Source organism: Caballeronia hypogeia (assembly GCF_001544875.2).
GTDB classification, from domain to species: domain Bacteria; phylum Pseudomonadota; class Gammaproteobacteria; order Burkholderiales; family Burkholderiaceae; genus Caballeronia; species Caballeronia hypogeia.
The window spans coordinates 58,730-80,533 of sequence record NZ_FCOA02000035.1; the positions used below are offsets into that span (position 1 = coordinate 58,730).

Consider the following 21,804-nt stretch of genomic DNA (forward strand, 5'->3'; position numbering starts at 1 on the left):
TCTGGTGACCTCTGGTGATATTCACCGCCGCTGCACGATGCAGCGGCGGTTTTCTTCATAGAGCTTCGATCTTCGCGATCAGCTCATCCGCGATATCGAGTTCGGTCACATCGAGATGACTGCCGGGAATGCGCACGCCGTGCGCGGCGAGACGTTCGAGCTGCGCCGACAGACGCGCTTCGAAGTCACCGGCCAGCACGCGCGGCGCGAGCGCGACGATGAACAGGCCAACCGCGGGCGAGTGCTCGCCTTCCGCGAACGACGGCGCGTCGAGCGACCAGTTCCCGCCCGTCAGACCCGCCGCGAGAATCTCGACCATCAACGCGATATTCGCACCACGCGCGCCGCCGAACGCGAGCAGCAAGCCCTTCACTGCTTCGCGCGCGTCGGTGGTGGGCTGGCCGTGCGCATCGACGGCCCAGCCTTCGGGAATCGTCTCGCCGCGTTCCGCCGCACGCCGCACGTTCACGAACGCCGTGGAGCTCGACGCCTGATCGATGACGAACGGCTTGCCGCCATCACGCGGCGCGCCGAACGACAGCGGATTCGTGCCGTACACGGCCTTGCGGCTTTCGAGCGTGGTCATCTGCGCCGTGGCATTGGTGACGGCGAGCGCGACCAGTCCCGCTTGCGCGAGACGTCGCGTGTAATAGCCGAGCTCGCCCACGGTGAAGCTGTTCGATTGCGAAAAGACCGTCACGCCATAGGTGTGCGTGCGCTCGACGAGTTGTGCGAACGCGCGGTCGAAACCCAGTTGCGCGATGCCGCGCTTCGCGTCCGCCTGGATCACGGCGGGCGCGGCAAAATCGATCTCGGGCGCCGCGTCTTTCGCAATGCGCCCCTTCACGAAGCCATCGAGATAATCGGGCAGATGCGCGAACCCTACAGCGCGGTTGCCCGCCCATTCCGCCGATACCGTCGCATCGGCAAGCGATGCCGCGACGGCTTCGCTCGCGCCGGCCTTCATCGCGGCGCGTCGCGCGAGTTCGAGCGCATCCTGTGTTTCGAAACGCATGACCTTGTTCTCCTTTACATGTTCGGATAGTTCGGACCGCCGCCGCCTTCCGGCGTCACCCACACGATATTCTGCGTCGGGTCCTTGATGTCGCAGGTTTTGCAATGCACGCAGTTCTGCGCGTTGATGACGAGTTCCTGTTCCCTGAACTCATACACGCCTGCGGGACAGAAGCGCGTTTCGGGACCATCGTACTGCGCCAGATTGATGTTGATTGGCGTCGTGGCGCGCTTCAAGGTCAGATGCGCGGGCTGGTTTTCTTCGTGATTCGCATTCGACAGAAACACCGACGAAAGCCGGTCGAACGTGAGCTTGCCATCGGGCTTCGGATAGGCGATCGGCTCGCATTGCGATGCGGGCAAAAGTGTTTCGTGGTCCGCATGCTTGTGATGCAGCGTCCACGGCACGCGTCCGCCCAGGAGCTTCTGTTCGAGTCCGACCATGATCGTGCCCACGCGCAGCCCACGGCTCATCCATTGCTTGAAGTTTCTCGCGCGATGCAGCTCCTCTTTCAGCCACGAACGATCGAACGCTTCGGGATAATCCGCGAGTACGTCGTGCTGGCGGCCCGAGGCGATTGCATCGAACGCGGCTTGCGCGGCCATCTTGCCGGTGGCGATCGCGGCATGACTGCCCTTGATCCGCGACGCGTTCAGAAAACCCGCTTCGCATCCGATCAAGGCGCCGCCCGGAAACACGAGTTCCGGCAGCGACATCAATCCGCCGGCCGCGATGGCGCGCGCGCCATACGAGACGCGCTTGCCGCCTTCGAGAAACGCGCGGATCGACGGATGCGTCTTGTAGCGCTGGAATTCCTCGAAAGGCGACAGATACGGATTCGCATAACCAAGTCCGACGACAAAGCCGACCACCACCTGATTGTTGTCGAGGTGATAGAGAAAGGAGCCGCCATACGTATCGCGATCCAGCGGCCAGCCGGCCGTATGGATGACGAGGCCGGGTTTGTGCTTCGCCGGATCGATCTCCCACAACTCCTTGATGCCCAGTCCATAAACCTGCGGGTCCGCGTTCCTGCGCAACTGGAAGCGGTCCATCAGTTCGCGCCCCAGATGACCGCGCGCGCCTTCCGCGAAAAGCGTGTACTTCGCGTGCAACTCCATGCCGAGCTGGAAGCTTCCGCCAGGCTCTCCGTTCTTGCCGATACCCATGTTTCCCGTCGCGACGCCGCGCACTTCGCCATCCTCGCCATAAAGCACTTCCGCCGCTGGAAAGCCCGCGAAAATCTCGACGCCCAGTTCCTCCGCTTTCTGACCGAGCCAGCGCGTGACGTTACCGAGACTCACGACATAGTTGCCATGATTCTTGAAGTTATTCGGCAAGAGCCAGTTGGGCACCTGCTTCGCGCCGCGTTGTGACAGAAAGAGAAAGCGATCCTCGGTAACCGCGACATCGAGCGGTGCGCCCTGCGCTTTCCAGTCGGGAATCAGCTCGTTCAGCGCGCGCGGGTCCATGACCGCGCCCGACAGAATATGCGCGCCGATTTCCGAGCCCTTTTCGAGCACGCATACGCTGAGTTCGCGTCCGCGTTCCGCGGCGAGCTGCTTGAGCCGGATCGCGGACGACAACCCGGCGGGACCGCCGCCGACAATCACGACGTCGTACTCCATGGACTCGCGAGGACCGTACTGTTCGAGAAGCATCTGTGTATTCATTGCGATGAGAAGCGTTCGGATGATCTGAGAATCACTCTACGGTCACGCACGAGCGCATCCGGCGGCATAACGGCTTCTTATGCTGCAATCAATGCGTCCTTGCGTTACGGATGATTCGAACCAGCGCAAATGCAGCGTTAACCCGTAAAAAGGCGACCTCGCCGCGCTGCGTCTTCTGCTAAAAATCGCGATCTCTTATATTCGCGCGGCCGAGATTTCACTGGTCCACACTTCGCTCATACCCCTTGGCTCTTGGAAGGAAGCGAACCGTGGATACATATGACGTTGTGGTGATTGGCGCGGGAGTCATCGGCAGTTCGGTGGCCTTTCAGCTCGCGAAGCTCGGCGCGAAGAACGTATTGGTGCTCGATCGCGGCACGATCGGCGCGGGAACGACTTCGCAGTCTTCCGGCATTTTGCGCACGCACTATTCGGTGAAAGAGAACGTCGAGCTCGCGCGCAAGTCGTGGGACGTATTCAATAACTTCGCGTCTTATCTCGGCGACGACGAAGCGTCCTGCGGCCTCGTGAAGTCCGGCTACATGATCGTGTCGAACGAGGGCGACAAGCTCGAACCCTTGCGCGCTTCGCTGAATCAGCAGAAGGAGCAAGGCATTCCGCTCGAATTCCTCGATCGCCGGCAAGCGAAGGAACTGCTGCCCATCGCGCAGTTCGATGATGCCGCGCTGATCGGCTACGAGCCGGAAGCGGGCTTCGCGGACGCGTATCTGGTCGCCACGAGCTTCGCGCGCGCGGCGCGTCGTGGTGGCGTGACCATTCGCGAGAACGCATCGGTCAACAAGATTCTGTTCGACAACGGCAAGGTCGTCGGCGTGTCGACGTCCATCGGCGACTTCAGGACCGGCATGGTCATCAGCACGCAGAACATCTGGACGCCGGAGCTCGCGGGCTGGACCGGACAGAGCCTGCCGATCATGCCGGAGCGCCACGCCGTGCTCGCGCTCGAATGCGACGCCGCGAAATACAGCTTCTCGATGCCGGTCTTCAAGGATCTCGCCTCGCCCGGCATGCTCTATTACCGCAGCTATGGCGGCAATCAGATGCTCGTCTCCGAGGGCGTCGTCGGCGAAAAGCTGAACACCGCCGAAACCGAGCAAGGCGACATTCCGATGGACTATGTCGTCGAAGTCGGCGCGCAGGTCGCGGAGCGCTTTCCCGAATACGAAACGGCGGGCATCGCTTCGTCCTGGACGGGCGTGTATGACGTGACGCCCGACTGGAATCCGGTGCTCGGGCGCTTGCCCGGCATCGAAGGTCTGGTCGTCGGCTACGGCTTCTCCGGGCACGGCTTCAAGCTCTCTCCGACGGTCGGCCGCGTGCTCGCGCAGGAAGCGCTCGGCCTGCCGACCGACGTATCGCTCAAGCCGTATTCCATCGAGCGCTTCGCCACGGGCGATCTGCTCACCGGCAAATATGGCCTGGGCGCGGTGTCCTGAGATGCACGCGATGCAGATTGCGTCGATACCTTGCGAACGCTGGAAGAACGGCGGCGGCACGACGCGCGTGCTGGCATCGTCGGGCGACGACTGGCGCGTGAGCCTCGCCGAGGTCGAAGCGCACGGACCGTATTCGAGCTTCGACGGCCAGATGCGCACCTCGATGATCGTGCGCGGCAACGGCGTCACGTTGCGCGACGGCGAGCGCCTCGTGACGCTCGCGCCGTTCGAAGTCGTGAGCTATGACGGCGCCACGCCCTGGCGTGCAACGCTCGTCAACGGCCCCGTGAGCTCGCTCAACGTGATGAGCAGGACGGAGCGCTATCGCGTGCACATGAGCGTGCTGTCTTCTGCGGTGAGCATCGAAGCGCCTTGCACCGCGATTGTCGTCGCCTTCGATGAGGGACACTTCGCGGTGCATGACGTGCGCTCGCCGTTGCGCGTCACGCCGCCGATCGAAAACCGAAGCGATCAGCTCTGCGTGCTGATTACCATTCGAGGATGATGAAATGAAAGTACTCACAGCAGTCAAGCGCGTCGTCGATTACAACGTGAAGGTCCGCGTGAAGTCGGACCAGAGCGGCGTCGATATCGGCAACGTGAAGATGTCGATGAACCCGTTCGACGAGATCGCGACCGAAGCGGCCACGCGCCTGAAGGAAGCGGGCGTCGCGAGCGAAGTCGTCGCGGTGTCGTGCGGGCTCGCGCAGAGTCAGGAGACCTTGCGCACGGCGCTCGCGATCGGCGCGGATCGCGGCGTGCTCGTCGAAACGGATGCGGAATTGCAGCCCCTCGCCGTCGCCAAGTTGCTGAAGGCGGTGATCGAGCGTGAACAGCCGCAGCTCGTGATTCTCGGCAAGCAGGCCATCGACGGCGACGCGGGACAAACCGGTCAGCTACTCGCCGCGCTGCTCGACTGGCCGCAAGCCACGTTCGCGAGCAACATCGAGATCGCCGACAACACGGCGACCGTCACGCGCGAAGTCGATGGCGGTCTCGAAGTCATCTCGTTGCGTCTGCCCGCCATCGTCACGACCGATCTGCGCCTGAACGAGCCGCGCTACGTGACGTTGCCCAGCATCATGAAGGCGAAGAAGAAGCCGATCGAAACGGTGAAGCCGGCCGATCTGGGCGTCGATCCCGCGCCGCGTCTGAAGACGCTCAAGGTAGTGGAACCGCCCGTGCGCAAGCCCGGCGTGCGCGTGCCGGATGTCGCGACGCTCATCGAGAAACTCAAAACTGAAGCGAAGGTGATTTGAATGACGACTCTTGTGATTGCGGAACACAGCGACGCGCAGTTGAAGGCTTCGACGCTGCACACGATAACGGCGGCGCTCGCGCTCGGCAACGGCGTCGATGTGCTGGTCGCGGGAAGCAACGCGCGCGCCGTCGCCGATGCGGCGGGCAAGATCGCCGGCGTCGACAAGGTGCTGCTCGCCGACGCGCCGCATCTCGCCGACGGGCTCGCGGAAAACGTCGCGGCGCAAGTGCTCGCGCTCGCGAAGGACTACACGCATGTGCTGTTTCCGGCGACGGCGGCGGGCAAGAACATCGCGCCGCGCGTGGCGGCGAAGCTGGATGCATCGCAGATATCGGATGTGATCGCCATCGACTCCGACGATACATTCCAGCGCCCGATCTACGCCGGCAACGCCATCGCCACCGTGCAGACCGCCGACGCCGTGAAAGTCGCGACGATCCGCACGACCGCCTTCGAAGCGGCGCGCGCCGAAGGCGGCAGCGCAACGGTGAGCGAGGTTCCCGCCGTGCCGGATACGGGCCTTTCGAAATTCATTCGCCGCGAGATCGCCGCGAGCGACCGGCCCGATCTCACGGCCGCGCGCGTGGTCGTGTCGGGCGGCCGCGGGCTCGGCAGCGCGGAAAGCTTCGGCCTGCTCGATCCGCTCGCGGGCAAGCTCGGCGCGGCCGTGGGCGCATCGCGCGCGGCAGTCGATTCCGGATATGCGCCGAACGATCTGCAGGTCGGTCAAACGGGCAAGATCGTCGCGCCCGAACTCTATGTGGCCGTGGGCATCTCCGGCGCGATCCAGCATCTCGCGGGCATGAAGGATTCGAAGGTGATCGTCGCCATCAACAAGGACGCGGAAGCGCCGATCTTCGGCGTCGCGGACTATGGCCTCGTCGGTGATCTGTTCGAGGCGGTGCCGCAACTCGCGCAATCGCTGTAACGATCCTGGCAGTTGTTTGCTTCGGCCGTCACTCCGGTGACGGCCTTTTGTCTTTAGCGCGCAAGCTTGAGCGTCGCATCCAGCGCGGCTCCGACCATTCTTTCGACGACTGGCTGCACGTCTTGCGCCAGCTCGGGCCGATACTCGAACGGCGCGTATTCGTTCATGTAGGTCGACTGACACATCTCCAGTTGCACCGCGTTGATGCCTTGCGCGGGGTCGCCGTAAGCGCGCGTGATATAGCCGCCCTTGAAGCGCCCGTTCGCGATCCATGTGAACGACGCTTGCCCGTCGAGCGTCCCGGTGACCGCATCGAGCACGCGCGCGTCACACGCCTGTCCCGAGTTCGTGCCGATGTTCAAGTCCGGCAGCTTGCCTTCGAAGAGACGCGGTAACACGCTCGCGATCGAATGCGCTTCCCACAGCAGCACCGCGCCGAAGCGCGCCTTCAGACGATCCAGTTCCTCGCGCAGCTTCGCGTGATAAGGCTGCCAGTAACGCTCGAGGCGCCGCTGCACTTCGCCCGGGTTGGCTCCGTTCGCATCGCGATACAGCGGCTCGCCGCGAAACGTTTCGGTCGGACAAAGCCCGGTCGTGGTCTGGCCCGGGTACAGGCTTTCGCCGCTCGCCGGACGATTGAGGTCGATCACATAGCGCGAATAACGCGCGCCCAGCACCGATGCGCCCGCGCGTCGCGCAAAGTCGTAAAGACGGTCGAGATGCCAGTCGGTATCGGCGACTTGCAGCGCGATGTCGGTGAACTGACCCGAGATGTCCGTTGGAATCATCGTGCCGAGATGCGGGATCGAGATCAGCAGCGGCAGTTCGCCTGATTGAAAATGAAAGACGTCATCGGTCATCGCGCGAGCTCCTTGTCATGCGCAGCAAAAAATAAAAGCCGGTCGCGCTGTCAGGCGCCGACCGGCAAAAACGAATCGATGTGATGCTCAGAGAATATCTTCGCTCATCACCATCAGTTGCGTGTTGCCCCCCGCCGCACTCGCGTTGACTGTGGTCACGCGCTCGCGCACGAGCGCGCTCCAGTCGTACGCGCCGGACGCATCCGCGACGATCACCGGAATCATATGTTCGGCGGCGATCATTCGCACATCGGCGACGCTGCCTTGCGCGCCACGCGCAAGCACGACATCGGGCCGCACCGTCGACAGCGCGCCGCGCAGCGCGCGCGGCACGTCGTCTGCGCCGATTACGCGCGCGCACGCGCCGAGCTTGCGCGCGATTTCATCGGCGAGCGCGGACTTCGGCATCACAATGTCGTTGCCAAAGCCACTCGCGATCATGACCTGCGTGAGAAGGTCCGCATCCGATTCGGCCACGCACAGAACTTGCCCGCGCGGCAGCAGTTCGACGGTGTTCTCTTCGCCCGTCAGCGCCGGCAGGCTGAGCGGATGATAACGCGCGACCGCTTCGCCCACATGCGACCACAACGCCGGATCGCGTTGACGATCGCTTGCCGCGGAGGCCAGCGCGAACAGCGCGTCGAGTCTTGCGCGCTGCGCTGCTTTCGCTTCGTGCAACGCGGTCTGACGGTCGCTCAGTTTGCCATCGGTGGATTCGACGGGAAATTCGAAGAACTTCTCGCTCGTCACTGATGCTTGCTGCGCGAACGGTCCAGATGCCGCGCGCAACGATGGCATCACTGCGCCGCGGCTAAGTGTGAGCAACGTCAACGGGCCGCCGTTCATCGGGCCCGTGCCCGCAGCGCCCACTCCGCCATAAGGCTGCATGCCAGCGAATGCGCCGTGCATCGCGCGATTGACGCACACGCTGTTGGCCTTCGTAATCGAGAGCAGCTTGCCCGCCGCTTCGTTGATGCGCGTATGCAGCCCCTGCACGCCCGCGCCCAGCGCGTTGAGACGCTTGAGCAAAGGCTCCATCTGCCCGGTGCGATAGCGCACCACATGCAGGATCGGGCCGCCGATGGTCGCATCGAGTGCATCGAGCGCCGCGACATCCCCCAGGTCGACGATCGTCGGCGCCACGTAATTTGCCTTGCCATGGTTGGCATCGAGCTTGCCCCGCACGACCGTGAAGCCCCGCCGCTTCAATTGCTCGATGTACACCTCGGCCTTGTCGCGCGCGCGACGCGTAGCCAGCGGGCCCATGTCCGTCGCTGCGTGGAGCGGATCGCCCGTCACGCGTTCGGTGAGCATGCCCTTCAACATGCGCAGCACGCGATCCGCCGTCGAGTCCTGCAGGCACAGCACGCGCAGCGCCGAAGCGTCCTGTCCTGCGCCCCTGAACGCCGAGTGGATCGCGTCGGAGATGACCTGCTCGGGCAGCGCGGAGCTGTCGACGATCATCGCATTGACACCCGACTGCATGTGAATGAACTTCGGCGCGTGCGGCTGACGCGCGAGCAGAACCGCGAGCGAACGCGCGGCCTCGTGCGAGCCCGCGAAACTCACGGCGGCCACACGTCGATCCGATGCAAACGCGCGCGCGAAGCTCGCGCCATCGTGAATGATGAGTTGCAGCACGTCAGCGGGCACACCGCAATGAAGGAACGCGCGCGCCGCTTCGTGCGCGATCAGCGCGGCGTGCGAGGAAGGCTTCGCGACTATGACATTGCCGGCCGCGAGCGCTGACGCCGTCTGTCCGACAAAGCTCGCGAGCGGCGATGACACCGGCGTCATGCTGACGACCACGCCGAGCGGATCGAGGTCCGCCAGCCGTTCGTCGGCGTTCAGTTGATACGCATACAGGCGGCACAGATTGATCGCGTGACGCACTTCGTCCGCGGCGTCGGCCAGGGTCGCGCCATGTTCCATCACGAGCAAAGCGCCAAGCCGAGCGCACTCGTGCTCGAACCGATTCGCGACGGCTTCGAGAATCGCCGCGCGCGCTTCACGCGACGATTGCGTCCACGTCGCACGCGCGACCGACGCCGCGTCCAGCGCAGCGTTGACGACATCGATCCGGCACGAAGCCACGCTGCCGATGACTTCCGACGCATCGCTCGCGCCATACACGAGCGCAGTCGCATCCGATGTCAACTCGATCGATCGCGCGACCAGCGACTGCACGCTAAGCCGCTGCGCGCGAATCTCCGCGACCGCGCGATCGAACTCGGGCATGCCGGAGAAGTTCATCGCCTTCGCGTTGACGCGGCCGGGCAGCAACGCGCGCGGCGACACGATGCCCGCGTGCGGCTTGCCGCCCGTCGTCGCGGCTTTCGCGACCGGGTCCTGCACGATATCGTCGATACTCACGGCCGGATCGACGATCTGATTGACGAACGAGGAATTCGCGCCGTTCTCGAGCAAACGTCGAACGAGATACGCGAGCAAGGTTGCATGCGGCCCGACCGGCGCGTAGATGCGGCACGCGCGCCCGAGCTTCGCCGCTCCGACCACCTGGTCATACACCGTTTCGCCCATGCCATGCAGGCATTGAAACTCGTAAGGCTGATCGCCCGCGAGCGTATGCACGGCGGCCACGGTGAACGCGTTATGCGTGGCGAACTGCGGAAAGATGGCGTCGGGCGCAGCGAGCAAGGCCTTCGCGCACGCGATATAGCTCACATCCGAATGAACCTTGCGCGTGAATACCGGGTAACCGTCCGCGCCCGCGTCCTGCGCGAGCTTGATCTCGGTGTCCCAGTACGCGCCCTTCACGAGGCGAATGTTGATGCGCCGCTGCGTCGAGCGCGCGAGCGCGATGATCCATTCCGCAACCGCGCGGCCGCGCTTCTGATACGACTGCAACGAAATGCCGATGCCGTTCCATCCTTTAAGCGACGGCTCCTTGCATAAGCGCTCCAGCATTTCCAGCGTCAGTTCGAAACGCGCGGACTCTTCCTGATCGAGGTGAAAGCCGATGCCATATTGCCTCGCGAGTTGCGCCAGTTGCAGCAGTCGCGGATACATCTCCACCAGCACGCGCTCGCGCTGCGCCAATTCATAGCGCGGATGCAGGCCGGAGATCTTTACCGAAACGCCGGGACCGTCGATCGGACCCCGCCCTTTCGCATCGCCGCCGATCGCTTCGATCGCATGCCGATACGACTCGAAGTAGGCTTGCGCGTCCTCATCGGTCAACGCGGCTTCGCCGAGCATGTCGTATGAATAGCGATAGCCGTTCGACTCGCGGCCCTTCGCCACGCCGATCGCTTCTTCGATCGTCTGGCCGGTGACGAACTGCTTGCCGAGCATGCGCATCGCATAAGCAACGCCGCCGCGCACGACCGCTTCGCCGCCTTTGCGCACCACGCGCGTCAGCGCTTCGGCCAGCGCGCTTTCATCGGGCTGCTTCAAGAGCTTGCCCGTCACGAGCAGGCCCCACGCGGTCGCGTTGACGAACAGCGACGGCGACTTGCCGATATGCGCGCGCCAGTCCGCATCGACGATCTTGTCGCGGATCAGTTGGTTGCGCGTCTGCGTGTCGGGAATGCGCAGCATCGCTTCGGCGAGGCACATCAACGCGATGCCCTCACGGCTGTCCAGCGAGAATTCCTGCGTCAGCAAGTCCACGCCGCCCGCATCGATACGCGCATCGCGCACGCCTTGAGCGAGTCGCGCCGCCAGCGCCTGCGTCTTCCTGAGCGTGTGCGCGTCGAACTGCGCCTCCTGCATCAATGCCTTGACGACCGTCTCTTCGGGGAGCGCGGTGACGTCGGCGATACGCTGACGCAGGACCGCGAGGTCCGGCGTGACGGTCTGCATGGTTTCGATTTCCGACAGCATGATTGGATGATCCGTTGTTGACTTCGATGTGCGTTGCGTGGGCTTGCTTCAGAATGCGTTGGCGGTGCCGCGCAGGCGTTCGGTCCGGCGCCGCAGCATCTCCAGTGTGATCAGCAGCAGCGTGGAGATGACGACGAGCACGGTCGCTACCGCGAGAATCGTCGGGCTGAGTTGCTCGCGAATGCCCGACCACATCTGACGCGGCACGGTGCGTTGATCGGTGCCTGTCAGAAACAATGCGACGACGATTTCATCGAACGATGTCGCGAACGCGAACAGCGCGCCCGACACCACACCTGGCGCGATGATCGGCAGCTTGATCTGCATGAACACCCGCAGCGGCGACGCGCCGAGATTGCGGCCCGCGCGCGAGAGCGACTCGTTGAAGCCTGCAAGCGTCGCGGTCACCGTCACCACGACGAAGGGCACGCCCAGCGCGGCGTGCGCGAGAATAAGGCCGAGCAGGCTGTTGGTCAGCCCGAACGGGCTGAACGCGAAATACACGCCGACGGCGGTGATGATGAGCGGCACGATCATCGGCGAAACGAGAATGCCGGTGATGAGCGCGCGGCCCTTGAGCTTCGGATGCATGAGACCGAGCGATGCGCTCACGCCCAGCACGGTCGCGATCAATGTCGATGCGACACCGACGATCAATGTGTTCTTGAGCGCGAGCATCCACTCCGGACTTTCGACGAACGCGCGATACCAGCGCAGGCTCACGCCCGGCAGCGGATACGTGAAGTATGGCTGCGAGTTGAACGACAAGGGCATGATCACGAGCACGGGCAACACGAGGAACACGAGCACCGCGAGCGAAAGCACGATGTGCGAGACGCGGCCGACACGGCCCCATACCGTCACGTAGGCGGGAAAATTGAACATGCCGTTACCCCAGTTTGACGCCGGCGCCGCCGGTCATCCGCACGAAGATCGCGTAGACGATCAGGACGCCCGCGAGCAGGATCGATGCGAGCGCACTCGCCAGGCCCCAGTTGAGCGTCGTGTTCACGTGATTCGCAATGTAGTAGCTCGCGAGCTGATCGTTCGCGCCGCCGACGATGGCGGGTGTGATGTAGTAACCCACCGCGAGAATGAAGGTCAGCATGCCCGCTGCGCCCACGCCCGGCAGCGTCTGCGGAAAGTAGGCCTGGAAGAACGAGCGGATGGGCCCCGCGCCGAGCGAACGCGCGGCCTTCATATAGATGTTGGGCACGCCCTTCATGACCGCGTAGAGCGAGAGCACCGCGTAGGGCAAGAGGATGTGCGTCATCGCGACGAGCACGCCGAAGCGGTTGTACATCAGCGCGAAGCCGCTTTTCGTCAGGCCGAGATGAATGAACAGGTCGTTGAGCACGCCATTCGATTGCAGCACGACGACCCACGCCGTGGTGCGCACGAGAATCGATGTCCAGAACGGCAGCAGCACCATGATCATCAGCAGATTGCTGTAGCGCGCGGGAATGTTCGCGAGGAAGTACGCCACTGGATAGCCGAACAGCAGACACAGGATGCTTACGGCCACGCTCACCCACGCCGTGCGCAGGAACACGTCGACGTAGAGCCGCTCGCTTTGCGGTTGACGCACGATCGCGCCGTCATCGCCGCGCTTGAAATCGAAGGCTTTCAGGTAGTAGCCGAAGGTCCACGGCGATGACGCGTACTTGATCGTCGACCACGCCGCCACGGTGTCCCAGCGCGGGTCGATCGCCGTCATGCGCTCGCGCCATGTGCCGTCGCTGTTCTCGCCCAGACGTCGCGCGGTCTTCATCACGAGACTGCGCATGCCCGCTTCGTCGTAGTTCAGGCGCGAGGCGATGCGGCTGATGCCCTCGCTGCCCTTCGCGGCGAGCAGGTCGCGACCGAAGGCGGCGAACAGTTGTTCGCCCGGCGGCTCGCCCGCCGAAGGCTCCCACTCGCGCAGCAAGGCCGCCGCGTGCGGCAGCTCTTGCGAGACGGTCGGATCGCGAACGCTCTTCATCAGCAGACTGCCGATAGGCACGAGAAACGTGACCAGAAGAAACGCGAGAAGCGGGATGATGAGCAGCAGCGCCTTGATGCGCGCCGCGCGCTCGGCGCTGCGCAGTCTCGCCTTGAGGCTTTTCGAGTCCGGCAGCGTCACTGATTCCGCGTCGTTTACGGGGACCGCAAAATCACTGGGGACGATCATCGTATCTCCTTCGTCATCCGAATTATTTCAGGTGCCATCGGACTGGCCTTTGTCTTTGTCGCTCAGCTTTCCGCCGGCGTCATTGAAGCGCGCGACACGCTTCCGCCATCCAGCCGATATCGACCGAATCGCCGATGCGCAACTGACGCACGGCGCCGTCGTTCGGCAGCTTGACGATGAAATCGTTGCGCCCGCACACCTGCATCACCACGCGAAGATGATCGCCGTAGTAGATCAGGTCCTTCACGCCGCCGCTAAAGACGTTGTCGCACGCATGCGCCGATTCGCCGACGGCGATGCGTTCCGGGCGCAGCGAAATGCTGGCGCTGCCGGTCTTTCGAATCGCGCTGCCCGCGCTCGCGCGCACGCGATGCCCGCCGTCGAGATCCACCGTGCAACGTTCCCGATCCACCGCGGACACGATGCCTTTCAGCTCATTGCTCTCGCCGATGAAGCGTGCGACGAACGCATTCTCCGGCTTCTCATACAGCGCCGAAGGCGAAGCGAGCTGCTGAATGATGCCGTTGTTGAACACCGCGATGCGATCCGACATGGTGAGCGCCTCGCCCTGATCGTGCGTGACGTAGACCACCGTGAGGCCGCTCTGCTCGTGAATCTGCTTGATCTCGTACTGCATCTGCTCGCGCAGTTGCTTGTCGAGTGCGCCGAGCGGCTCATCCATCAGCACGAGGGCCGGTTCGAAGACCAGCGCCCGCGCAACGGCAATGCGCTGCTGCTGACCGCCCGAGAGTTGTGCGGGCATGCGGTTGGCGAACTTTTCCATGTTGACCATGGCGAGCGCACGCTTCACCTTGCGTGCGATCTCGTCCCTGGCGATCTTGCGCACCTTGAGCGGAAACGCGAGATTCTCCGCGACCGACTTGTGCGGAAACAGCGCATAGCTCTGGAACACCATGCCAATATTGCGGCGCTCCGGCGGAATGCGGTTGATGGGCTTTCCCTGAAGAAGAATCTCGCCATGCGTCGCTGTCTCGAAGCCCGCAAGCATCATCAGGCAAGTGGTCTTGCCCGATCCCGACGGTCCGAGCATCGTGAGGAATTCGCCCTCTTCGATATCGAGGTTGAGATTCTTCACGACGAGCGTTTCGCCGTCGTAGGTCTTCTGGACGTTCTTGAAAGAGACGATGGTCGACATGTTCATTCCTCGGGGAAAGCTGAACCTTGTTACGCGAGACTTACGCGCCGAACTGCCATTCACGCGGCGGCAGGTAGGTTTCCTTCACGACGCGCGGCGACGCCCAGCGCAGCAGGTTCAGATAAGAACCCGCCTTGTCGTTCGTGCCGCTCGCGCGGCCGCCGCCGAACGGTTGCTGGCCGATCATCGCGCCCGTGGGCTTGTCGTTCAGATAGAGATTGCCGGCCGCGTTCACGAGCACCTTCTCCGCGTGATGCAGCGCGAAGCGATCGGTGCAGAAGATCGATCCGGTGAGCGCATAAGGGCTGGTCGAATCGATCAGTTCCAGCGTCTCGTTCCAGGCGTTGTCTTCATAGACGAACACTGAGAGCACGGGACCGAAGAACTCTTCCTTCATCAGGCGATGCTTCGGGTCCGTCACTTCGAACACGGTTGGTTCGACGAAGTAGCCCGGGTCGGACCACGTCTTGCCGCCGTGTACCACGGTGACCGCCGCATCTTCCTTCGCCGCCGAGATCACGCGGCTCAGCTTCTGATGCGAAGCCTGCGAGATCACCGCGCCCATGAACGTGCCGGGATTCGCGACGTCGCCCACCTTGAGTTGCGCCAGACGATCGCGCAATTCCTGCCGCACCGCGTTCCACAAGCTGCGCGGAATGTAAGCACGCGACGCCGCGCTGCATTTTTGCCCCTGATATTCGAACGCGCCGCGAATCAGCGCGATCGCAACTTCCGAAGCATTCGCCGATGGATGCGCGAGCACGAAGTCCTTGCCGCCGGTTTCGCCGACGAGTCGCGGAATCGTGCGGAACGTATCCACTTTCGACGCGACCTCTTTCCACAAGCCCTGGAACACCGCCGACGATCCCGTGAAGTGGATGCCCGCCAGATCGGGCGACGATAGTGCGACGCGCGTGGTCAGTTCCGCATCGCCGGGAACGAAGTTGATGACGCCCGGCGGCAGGCCCGCTTCTTCGAGCGCTTCGAAGAAGATGTAGTTGGCGAGCGCCGATTTCTCCGACGGTTTCCACAGCACCGTGTTGCCCATGATCGCGGGGGCGGTCGTCAGATTGCCGCCGATCGCCGTGAAATTGAACGGCGACACCGCGTACACGAAGCCTTCGAGCGGCCGCCAGTCGGCCCGATTGACGGCGCTCGGCACCGACATCGGCTGTTCGGCGTAGACGCGCTGCGCGTTGTACGCATTGAAGCGCAGGAAGTCGATCAGCTCGCACGCGCTGTCCGGCTCGGCCTGATCGATGGTCTTGCTCTGGCCCAGCATCGTCGCGGCGTTGATCGTCATGCGCTTGCGCGTCGCGATGATGTCGGACGCGCGATGCAGGATGGTCGCGCGGCTCGCATGCGAGAGGCTCGCCCAATCTTTCGCCACGGCTTTCGAGCTTGCGATGGCTTCGCTGATCTGCGCTTCGGTCGGACGATGAATGCGCGCGAGAAGGCGCTGCGTGTCATGCGGCGCGCGCACTTCGACGACATCGTTCGAGTAGTAGCGCTTGCCGCCGATGACAGTCGGAATCTCGACGACATCGCGTTGCCCGAGCGCCTCGTTCAACGCGACGGCGGCCTGTGTGCCCTGACGGAAGCTGACTTCGGGCTCGTTCGACGGCAACGGAAATTGCGGACCTGACATGACGCGTGCTCCTTGTGAAGATCGATTGGACAGAACCGTCGTGGCGGCGCCGTCGCGATATGGGTTTTCCCTTATCCGGCAAGGCTTCTAGCCCGATCACACCCGACGATTCAACTTGATGTTCAGCGTAGTGGGTGTCAAAAAAGGGGCCTTTTGCAAAAGCCGGTCTTATGCTTTGAATCCCGGGGCGTTATGGAATGCGCCAGAAGGGCGCGAACCGACCCGGCGCCGGAGCGCACATACGTTCGTGATTCCGCTCGAAGGCAAGGCATGCGCTGACATCGCATGAAATGAATTCTCCCGTTCGACTTCCCTGCTTTCGCCTATTCTTGATTTGGCTCTGGCGCGGTACGCAAAGATGCATCGTCAAGGCTAGATTGGTCTTAACAATGTCGCTCGACAGAAGAGAAATAAGAAGCGACAGCGATTCCCAAACCCTTCAATACATTACTTAGGATGTCTACCCATGGACAGGCGAGAGTTCATCAAAAAATCGTCGGCGGTCGGCGCGGCTATTGCGAGCACGAATGTGTCCGCTCAAGCCGATGGCGCTCAGGGCGGCAAGCCCAATATCTTGTTCGTCCTGCTCGATGAAATGCGTTTCCCGAGCGTATTTCCGGCAGGCATTGCCGACGTGCGCGGCTTCCTTAAGACCTATATGCCCCGCACGTTCGACCTCTGGAGAAGAGGCGTGAAGTTCTCCGGGCATTACACGGCGGCATCCGCGTGCACCCCGGCGCGCGCCACCATCGTCACCGGTCTTTATACCCAGCAGAACTGGCTGCTCACGACCATTCTGGATTCTCCCGACACGAAGGCTTCGCTACAGCCCGTGCTAGACCGGCATTTCCCGACCTACGGCAAGATCCTGCAGTCCCTCGGCTATATCACGCCGTATATCGGCAAGTGGCATCTGTCGGTCGTGCATAAAGGACAGCGTCCGCTGTCGCTCTATGGATTCGAAGGCATGACTTATCCCGATCCGACGGGCAGCAATCTGCAAGGCACCATCGGCAATCCTGGGCAAGGTTATCTGAGCGACACGAATATCGCCGATCAGGCCACGCAATGGCTGCAACGGCGCCGGCCCACCGATACGCCGTGGTGCCTGACGGTCGGCTTCGTCAACCCGCACGACAAGGAGTTCTTTCCCGCCGGCACGGAGTTCGCGCGCTTCACCGCGTTGTTCGAATCGAATCGCTATAACCCGAACGGTTATACGCAAAAGATCAACTTCACGAAGGGGCCGCCCACCTATGACTGGCAGTTCAATCCGCTGCGCAATCCGCCGCCGCTCGCTTATCCGCCGATTCCGCCGAACTGGGAATCAGCTTCGCAACTCTCGGCCAACAAGCCGCCGATGCAAACCTTCAATCGCACGATTACAGAGACGGTCTGGGGCGGCGTGCAGGACGATCGCGATGCGGGTTTCGAAATCACCGCGTATCCGCCGAATTCGAATCCGAACATTCCGCCGCCCGCCGAAACGCTGGGCACAGCGAAAGCGCCGTTCGCTTACTGGAAGCGCGGACTCGAATCCTATACCCAGATTCTTTCCATCGTCGATTCGAAGATCGGTCAGGTTATCGATTCATTGCCGCCCGCCGTCGCGAAGAAAACGATCATCATTCTGACCTCGGATCATGGCGAATATGCGGGCGCGCATGGCCTGATCTCGGGCAAGGCCGGCACATGTTATGAAGAAGCCTTCAACGTGCCGCTGATCGTGGTCGATCCCACGGGGCAATACAACGGCGATATCGACACCGTGCGCAGCGGACTCACATCGTCCGTGGATCTGCTGCCGATGCTCGCGACCATCGGCAACGGCGGACAACGCACGTGGATGACAGGCGACTACGCGCAGCTATACGGCACGCGGCACGATCTCGTCCCGATGCTGAAGAGCGCGACCGCGCCGGGCCGTCCCTATGTGGTCTTCTCGTCGGATGAAACCTTGCCCGATGCGCTCAACTTCAATCAATCGGCGTATCACATCGTTGGCGTGAGAACCGATGAGGGCAAGCTCGGCACCTATTCGAACTGGGCGCCGCAAACCACGACGATCAGCGGCAAGAGCGATCTGGAGTACTACGACTATTCGACCGAACGAGGCAGGCTCGAACTGGATAACCGCTACCGCTCTCCGGCGGCGCAGGCGCTGTATCAGCGGCTGATGTCGGAGATCCTGCCGAACGAATTGCAGGCTCCGTTGCCCGGCAGTCTCGTCGCGGCGCAAAACACCGCGCAGTCGCGCTATATCGAGTATGTGAACCTGATCAACAGCGGAGGAGACGTCGAGCCGCCGTTCAAGATCGGGGATCTTTGAGCGTGACCAAACGCAGCCGGGCCGATTCGTGGCCCGGCTGCATCGACCGAAACGCCGCCTTTATTCAGCGAAGAGATCCGGTCCGAAGACCTCGTAGTGAATCCTCGCCTCCGGAACATCCAGCGCCTTCAGCGCATCGTGCTGGATTCGCATGAAGGGAATCGGCCCGCAGATGTAGTAGTCGGCGTCCGGCTGCAGGATGATGTCCTTTATCCCGCCGAGATCGACGAAACCCTTGCGGTCGTAGTCCTTGCCCTCGACATCGCCGGGCAGCGGATCATCGTAGTAGATCACCGCCTTGAAGTTCGCATAGGTCGCCGCGGTCTGACGCAGCCGGTCGCGCATGGCATGCACCGCGCTGTTGCGCGCGCCATGCACGAATATCACCTGCCGCTGCGGGTTCTGTATCGCGCGTCTGAGCATGCTCACCATCGGCGTGAGGCCCACGCCGCCGCTAATCAGCACGATCGGCGTCGTCGCGTTCACATCGATATAGAAGGTGCCGAAGGGCGCGGCGAGATCGAGCTCGTCGCCCACGTTCACATGTTCGTGCAGCAGCGAGGACACATGCCCGGGCGGGCGCGTCGTGTCGCCTTCCTCACGCTTCACGGAGATGCGATAGCTATGTCCATTCGGCATGTCCGACAAACTGTATTGGCGGATCTGCTGGAGATTCAACGCGGGCACCTTCACCGCGACGCTGACGAACTGCCCCGGCTCGAAGTTCATGATGGGCTGGCCGTCCGCCGGCTCCAGGGTGAACGACGTGATCACGCTGCTTTCGGGGTGTTTGTCCTTGACGACGAAACGCCGCCAGCCATTCCATCCGCCGAGCTGCGCGGCCGTTGTCTCGCGCAGCTCGCTCTCCATGCCCATCAGCACGTCGGCGAGATTGCCGTAAGCCTGCGCCCACGCGGCGATGATGTCGTCGGTGGCGGCCGCGCCGAGCACATCCTTGATCGCGCCGAGCAGGTGTTCGCCGACGACGGGATAGTGTTCCGCCCGCACGTCGAGGCTTGCGTGTTTGTGCGCGATGTTTCTCAGCACCGCCGCGAGACTCTCCGGATTCTCGATGTTCTCCGCGTACGCATAAACCGCGCGCGCGAGCGCCTGTTGCTGCTGGCCTTGTTCCTGATGCGCCATGTTGAAGACGTTCTTCAACTCGGGATGCGCCTGAAAAAGCCTCAGATAGAAACGCTGGATGATCGGATAGCCGTGCTCGGCCAGCACAGGTGCGGTGGCCTTGACGATATCCTTGGTCTTTTGCGTAAGCATGCTGGCTGCTCCTCTGTCCTGGAAGACATGGTCCGTGGACGGCCAGGAAGGCTGTCGGTCCCTTCGACGCCGGAGCGCGCGCGAGGTTCACGCGCACGCGGCCTCATGCCGGGCCTTGCATCTGCATTACGCGTGACGGGCGCACGCAGGCCCCGTGCAGGCTCAGTGGAGCCGCCGCAGCGCGCGCAGCAAGGTGTCGCCGTTCTCCGTGATGCGAGGCAAGCTGGCGCCGCCCGCCAGGCGCTCCATCGCCACGAGCTGGCGTTCGAGCAGCGTGTCCAGTTCGTGCCGGTCGACGATCTGATCGGCGGCGTCCTTGACTAGCATGAGTGTCGCGAATTCGTGGGCGCTGAGCATACCTGTCTCCCGATCGTTTGAATGGTGATGGAGGTATGCGTCGGCTGCATATCGCCCGGATTCGGCGGAATGTCTGCAGCGCTTCATTTCAGAACGCACGACCCCGGGGGCAACTATGGCCGCGATGGCAGCGGGACCTGATATTAGGTCGCGCTTCGTATCCGCGGCAATACGGGTCGTCCCGTATATTGGGAGTTTGAAAGATTACGGCGGACATTTGTTGATGTCGTCCAATTCGCGCCGTCAGAAGAACTCCAGCACGAAGTGCGCGCTCAGCGCCGCCGCGGTGGCGATGGTCGCGAGCCAGCTCAGCGCGCGCAGCGTCCAGTGCGCGGCGAGATCGCCCACGGCTTCCCGCTTCGAGCTGAGCAGGACGAGCAGCACGAGCACGGGCGTCACCGTCATGCCGTTGACGAGCGCGCTCCAGTAGAGCGCCCGCGCCGCGTCTATCTGCAACGCGGCCAGCAGCATCGCGCCAGCCACGCCGATCAGCATGATACCGACGAGGACGGCCGCGATGCGCCCGTCGCGCCGCTCGCCGCGCTCCCATTCGAACGAGCTCGCCACCGCCTGCGCGGCCGATCCCGCCAGCGGCGGCAAGGTCAGCAACGCGGAGCCGAGCAGCGCGAGCGCGAGGACGTGGCGCGCGTAGCCATGCGCGAGCGGCTCCAGCGCGCGGGCCAGTTGCGCATCGGCGCCGACGGGTACGTGCTGCATGACATGCATCGTCGCCGCCGCCGCGATCATCACGCCAATCGCGACCGCGTTGGAAAGCACGGTCCTCAACAGCACATCGATGCGCTCGCGGCCCATCTTCCGGTCGGTCGCTTCCTGTTGCGCCGCGGCGCCGCAGCGCGCTTCCCGCGCTTCCTGCTCGGCCTGCGCAAACAGCAAATAAGGACTGACGGTCGTGCCCAGTACCGCGATCAGCATGCTCATATAGTCCTCGTCCCACATCACGCGCGGGATGAACGAACGCAGCGCGACCGTGTGCCACGGCACGTCCACGAGCACGATGACGCCGACATAGGCGAACATCGCGAGCGTCAGCCACTTGAGGACGCGCGCATATTGCACGTAACCGATGCGCCATTGCAGGACGATCGACGCGGCGCCCGACACGAGCGCGAGCCACATCGTCGAGCCTCCGATGAACACGCGCAACGCGATGGCCATCGCGAGGATATCGACGGCGATGTTGAAGGCGTTGGCGATCAGAAAGCGCGCGACGGCGAAGTAGAAAAACAGCGGCGAATAATGCTCGCGCATGTTGGCCGTGAGGCCGCGCCCGGTGATGGCGGCGACGCGCGCGGCGATGAGTTGCAGCGCGACCGTCGATGGATAGGTGAGCACGCACACCCAGAGCAGATCGAAGCCATACCATGCGCCCGCCAGCGTGTAAGTGGCGATGCCGCTCGGATCGTTATCCGATGCGATGGTGACCAGCCCCGGCCCGACGTTCGCCGCCCACGAGTGCGCGGGCCGCGCGGCGCCGCGCGTGTCGCCCTTCGCCCCCTTGTTCTGAGGAATGCGCATGTCGCGATTCATCGACGTGATGGGCGGGGGCACGCATGATTCGTTCCTTGCGAAAAAAGCCGCCGACATCGGCGATGTCGGCGGCTTTTGCGCATTCGCGAGCGCGCTCGATCAACGCACGAGGCAAGGCTTCTTGTTGTCGAACTTCCAGTTCGGGATCAGGTATTGCATCGCCACGCCGTCATCGCGCGCGCCCAGGCCGTGCTGCTGATACAGCGCGTGCGCCTTCTCCACTTCGTCCATATCCAGCTCGACGCCCAGACCCGGCACTTCCGGCACCTTCACCTTGCCGC

General features: G+C 63.2%; 16 protein-coding genes and 1 pseudogene. 5 read left to right on the top strand and 12 right to left on the bottom strand.

Features of this window, described 5'->3' with window-relative positions:
• Positions 1 to 55: 55 nt before the first annotated feature.
• Together AWB79_RS32505 and AWB79_RS32510 are read right to left on the bottom strand one after the other, a co-directional pair.
• Positions 56 to 1,015, bottom strand: coding sequence for an Ldh family oxidoreductase (locus AWB79_RS32505; protein WP_061171548.1), 960 nt, complete (start codon positions 1,013 to 1,015; stop codon positions 56 to 58).
• A 14-nt stretch (positions 1,016 to 1,029) separates the two neighbouring features.
• Positions 1,030 to 2,688 (bottom strand): electron transfer flavoprotein-ubiquinone oxidoreductase, encoded by a 1,659-nt coding sequence (locus AWB79_RS32510; protein WP_061171549.1) that lies wholly within the window; start codon positions 2,686 to 2,688, stop codon positions 1,030 to 1,032.
• Positions 2,689 to 2,957: 269 nt separating this feature from the next.
• On the opposite strand from AWB79_RS32510, the gene AWB79_RS32515 reads away from it, so the two are divergent.
• From AWB79_RS32515 to AWB79_RS32530, 4 genes are read left to right on the top strand one after another with little or no spacing between them, the layout of a single operon-like run.
• Positions 2,958 to 4,145 carry an NAD(P)/FAD-dependent oxidoreductase gene (locus tag AWB79_RS32515; RefSeq protein WP_061171550.1) on the top strand — a complete coding sequence of 396 codons (1,188 nt, stop codon included), beginning with the start codon at positions 2,958 to 2,960 and terminating at the stop codon, positions 4,143 to 4,145.
• Between the two features lies 1 nt (position 4,146).
• The gene (locus AWB79_RS32520; RefSeq protein WP_157695898.1) at positions 4,147 to 4,650 is read left to right on the top strand and encodes a HutD/Ves family protein; all 504 of its coding nucleotides are present in this window, start codon (positions 4,147 to 4,149) and stop codon (positions 4,648 to 4,650) included.
• 4 nt (positions 4,651 to 4,654) lie between these two features.
• Positions 4,655 to 5,404, top strand: coding sequence for an electron transfer flavoprotein subunit beta/FixA family protein (locus AWB79_RS32525; RefSeq protein WP_061171552.1), 750 nt, complete (start codon positions 4,655 to 4,657; stop codon positions 5,402 to 5,404).
• Positions 5,405 to 6,334, top strand: coding sequence for an electron transfer flavoprotein subunit alpha/FixB family protein (locus AWB79_RS32530; RefSeq protein WP_061171553.1), 930 nt, complete (start codon positions 5,405 to 5,407; stop codon positions 6,332 to 6,334).
• Between the two features lie 53 nt (positions 6,335 to 6,387).
• On the opposite strand, the gene hutG is transcribed toward AWB79_RS32530, so the two are convergent.
• From hutG to pruA, 6 genes are all read right to left on the bottom strand, one after another.
• The gene (hutG, locus tag AWB79_RS32535; RefSeq protein WP_061171554.1) at positions 6,388 to 7,194 is read right to left on the bottom strand and encodes an N-formylglutamate deformylase; all 807 of its coding nucleotides are present in this window, start codon (positions 7,192 to 7,194) and stop codon (positions 6,388 to 6,390) included.
• A gap of 87 nt (positions 7,195 to 7,281) precedes the next feature.
• Positions 7,282 to 11,040 (bottom strand): bifunctional proline dehydrogenase/L-glutamate gamma-semialdehyde dehydrogenase PutA, encoded by a 3,759-nt coding sequence (gene putA, locus AWB79_RS32540; RefSeq protein ID WP_232471089.1) that lies wholly within the window; start codon positions 11,038 to 11,040, stop codon positions 7,282 to 7,284.
• A 48-nt stretch (positions 11,041 to 11,088) separates the two neighbouring features.
• Positions 11,089 to 11,925, bottom strand: a complete 837-nt coding sequence (locus AWB79_RS32545) for an ABC transporter permease (RefSeq protein WP_061171555.1) — start codon at positions 11,923 to 11,925, stop codon at positions 11,089 to 11,091.
• 4 nt (positions 11,926 to 11,929) lie between these two features.
• A complete protein-coding gene (locus tag AWB79_RS32550; RefSeq protein WP_061171556.1) occupies positions 11,930 to 13,210 on the bottom strand; it encodes an ABC transporter permease in 1,281 nt (426 codons plus the stop codon).
• A gap of 79 nt (positions 13,211 to 13,289) precedes the next feature.
• A complete protein-coding gene (locus tag AWB79_RS32555; RefSeq protein ID WP_061171574.1) occupies positions 13,290 to 14,366 on the bottom strand; it encodes an ABC transporter ATP-binding protein in 1,077 nt (358 codons plus the stop codon).
• A 40-nt stretch (positions 14,367 to 14,406) separates the two neighbouring features.
• Positions 14,407 to 16,014, bottom strand: a complete 1,608-nt coding sequence (pruA, locus tag AWB79_RS32560; RefSeq protein ID WP_061171557.1) for an L-glutamate gamma-semialdehyde dehydrogenase — start codon at positions 16,012 to 16,014, stop codon at positions 14,407 to 14,409.
• A gap of 466 nt (positions 16,015 to 16,480) precedes the next feature.
• Between pruA and AWB79_RS32565 the strand changes: the two genes are divergently transcribed.
• Positions 16,481 to 18,343: a sulfatase-like hydrolase/transferase gene (locus tag AWB79_RS32565; RefSeq protein ID WP_061171558.1), complete on the top strand. Its 1,863-nt coding sequence runs from the start codon at positions 16,481 to 16,483 to the stop codon at positions 18,341 to 18,343.
• 60 nt (positions 18,344 to 18,403) lie between these two features.
• Here the strand turns inward: AWB79_RS32565 and hmpA are convergent, their stop codons facing one another.
• The 4 genes and pseudogenes from hmpA to gudD form a co-directional block, all read right to left on the bottom strand.
• Positions 18,404 to 19,618 carry an NO-inducible flavohemoprotein gene (gene hmpA, locus AWB79_RS32570; RefSeq protein WP_061171559.1) on the bottom strand — a complete coding sequence of 405 codons (1,215 nt, stop codon included), beginning with the start codon at positions 19,616 to 19,618 and terminating at the stop codon, positions 18,404 to 18,406.
• A gap of 162 nt (positions 19,619 to 19,780) precedes the next feature.
• A complete protein-coding gene (locus AWB79_RS32575) occupies positions 19,781 to 19,975 on the bottom strand; it encodes a hypothetical protein (protein ID WP_061171560.1) in 195 nt (64 codons plus the stop codon).
• 243 nt (positions 19,976 to 20,218) lie between these two features.
• Complete coding sequence (locus AWB79_RS32580; protein WP_232471090.1) at positions 20,219 to 21,544, bottom strand: NRAMP family divalent metal transporter; 1,326 nt, start codon at positions 21,542 to 21,544, stop codon at positions 20,219 to 20,221.
• A gap of 78 nt (positions 21,545 to 21,622) precedes the next feature.
• Positions 21,623 to 21,804: pseudogene (gudD, locus tag AWB79_RS32585) on the bottom strand (glucarate dehydratase); the annotation flags it as partial.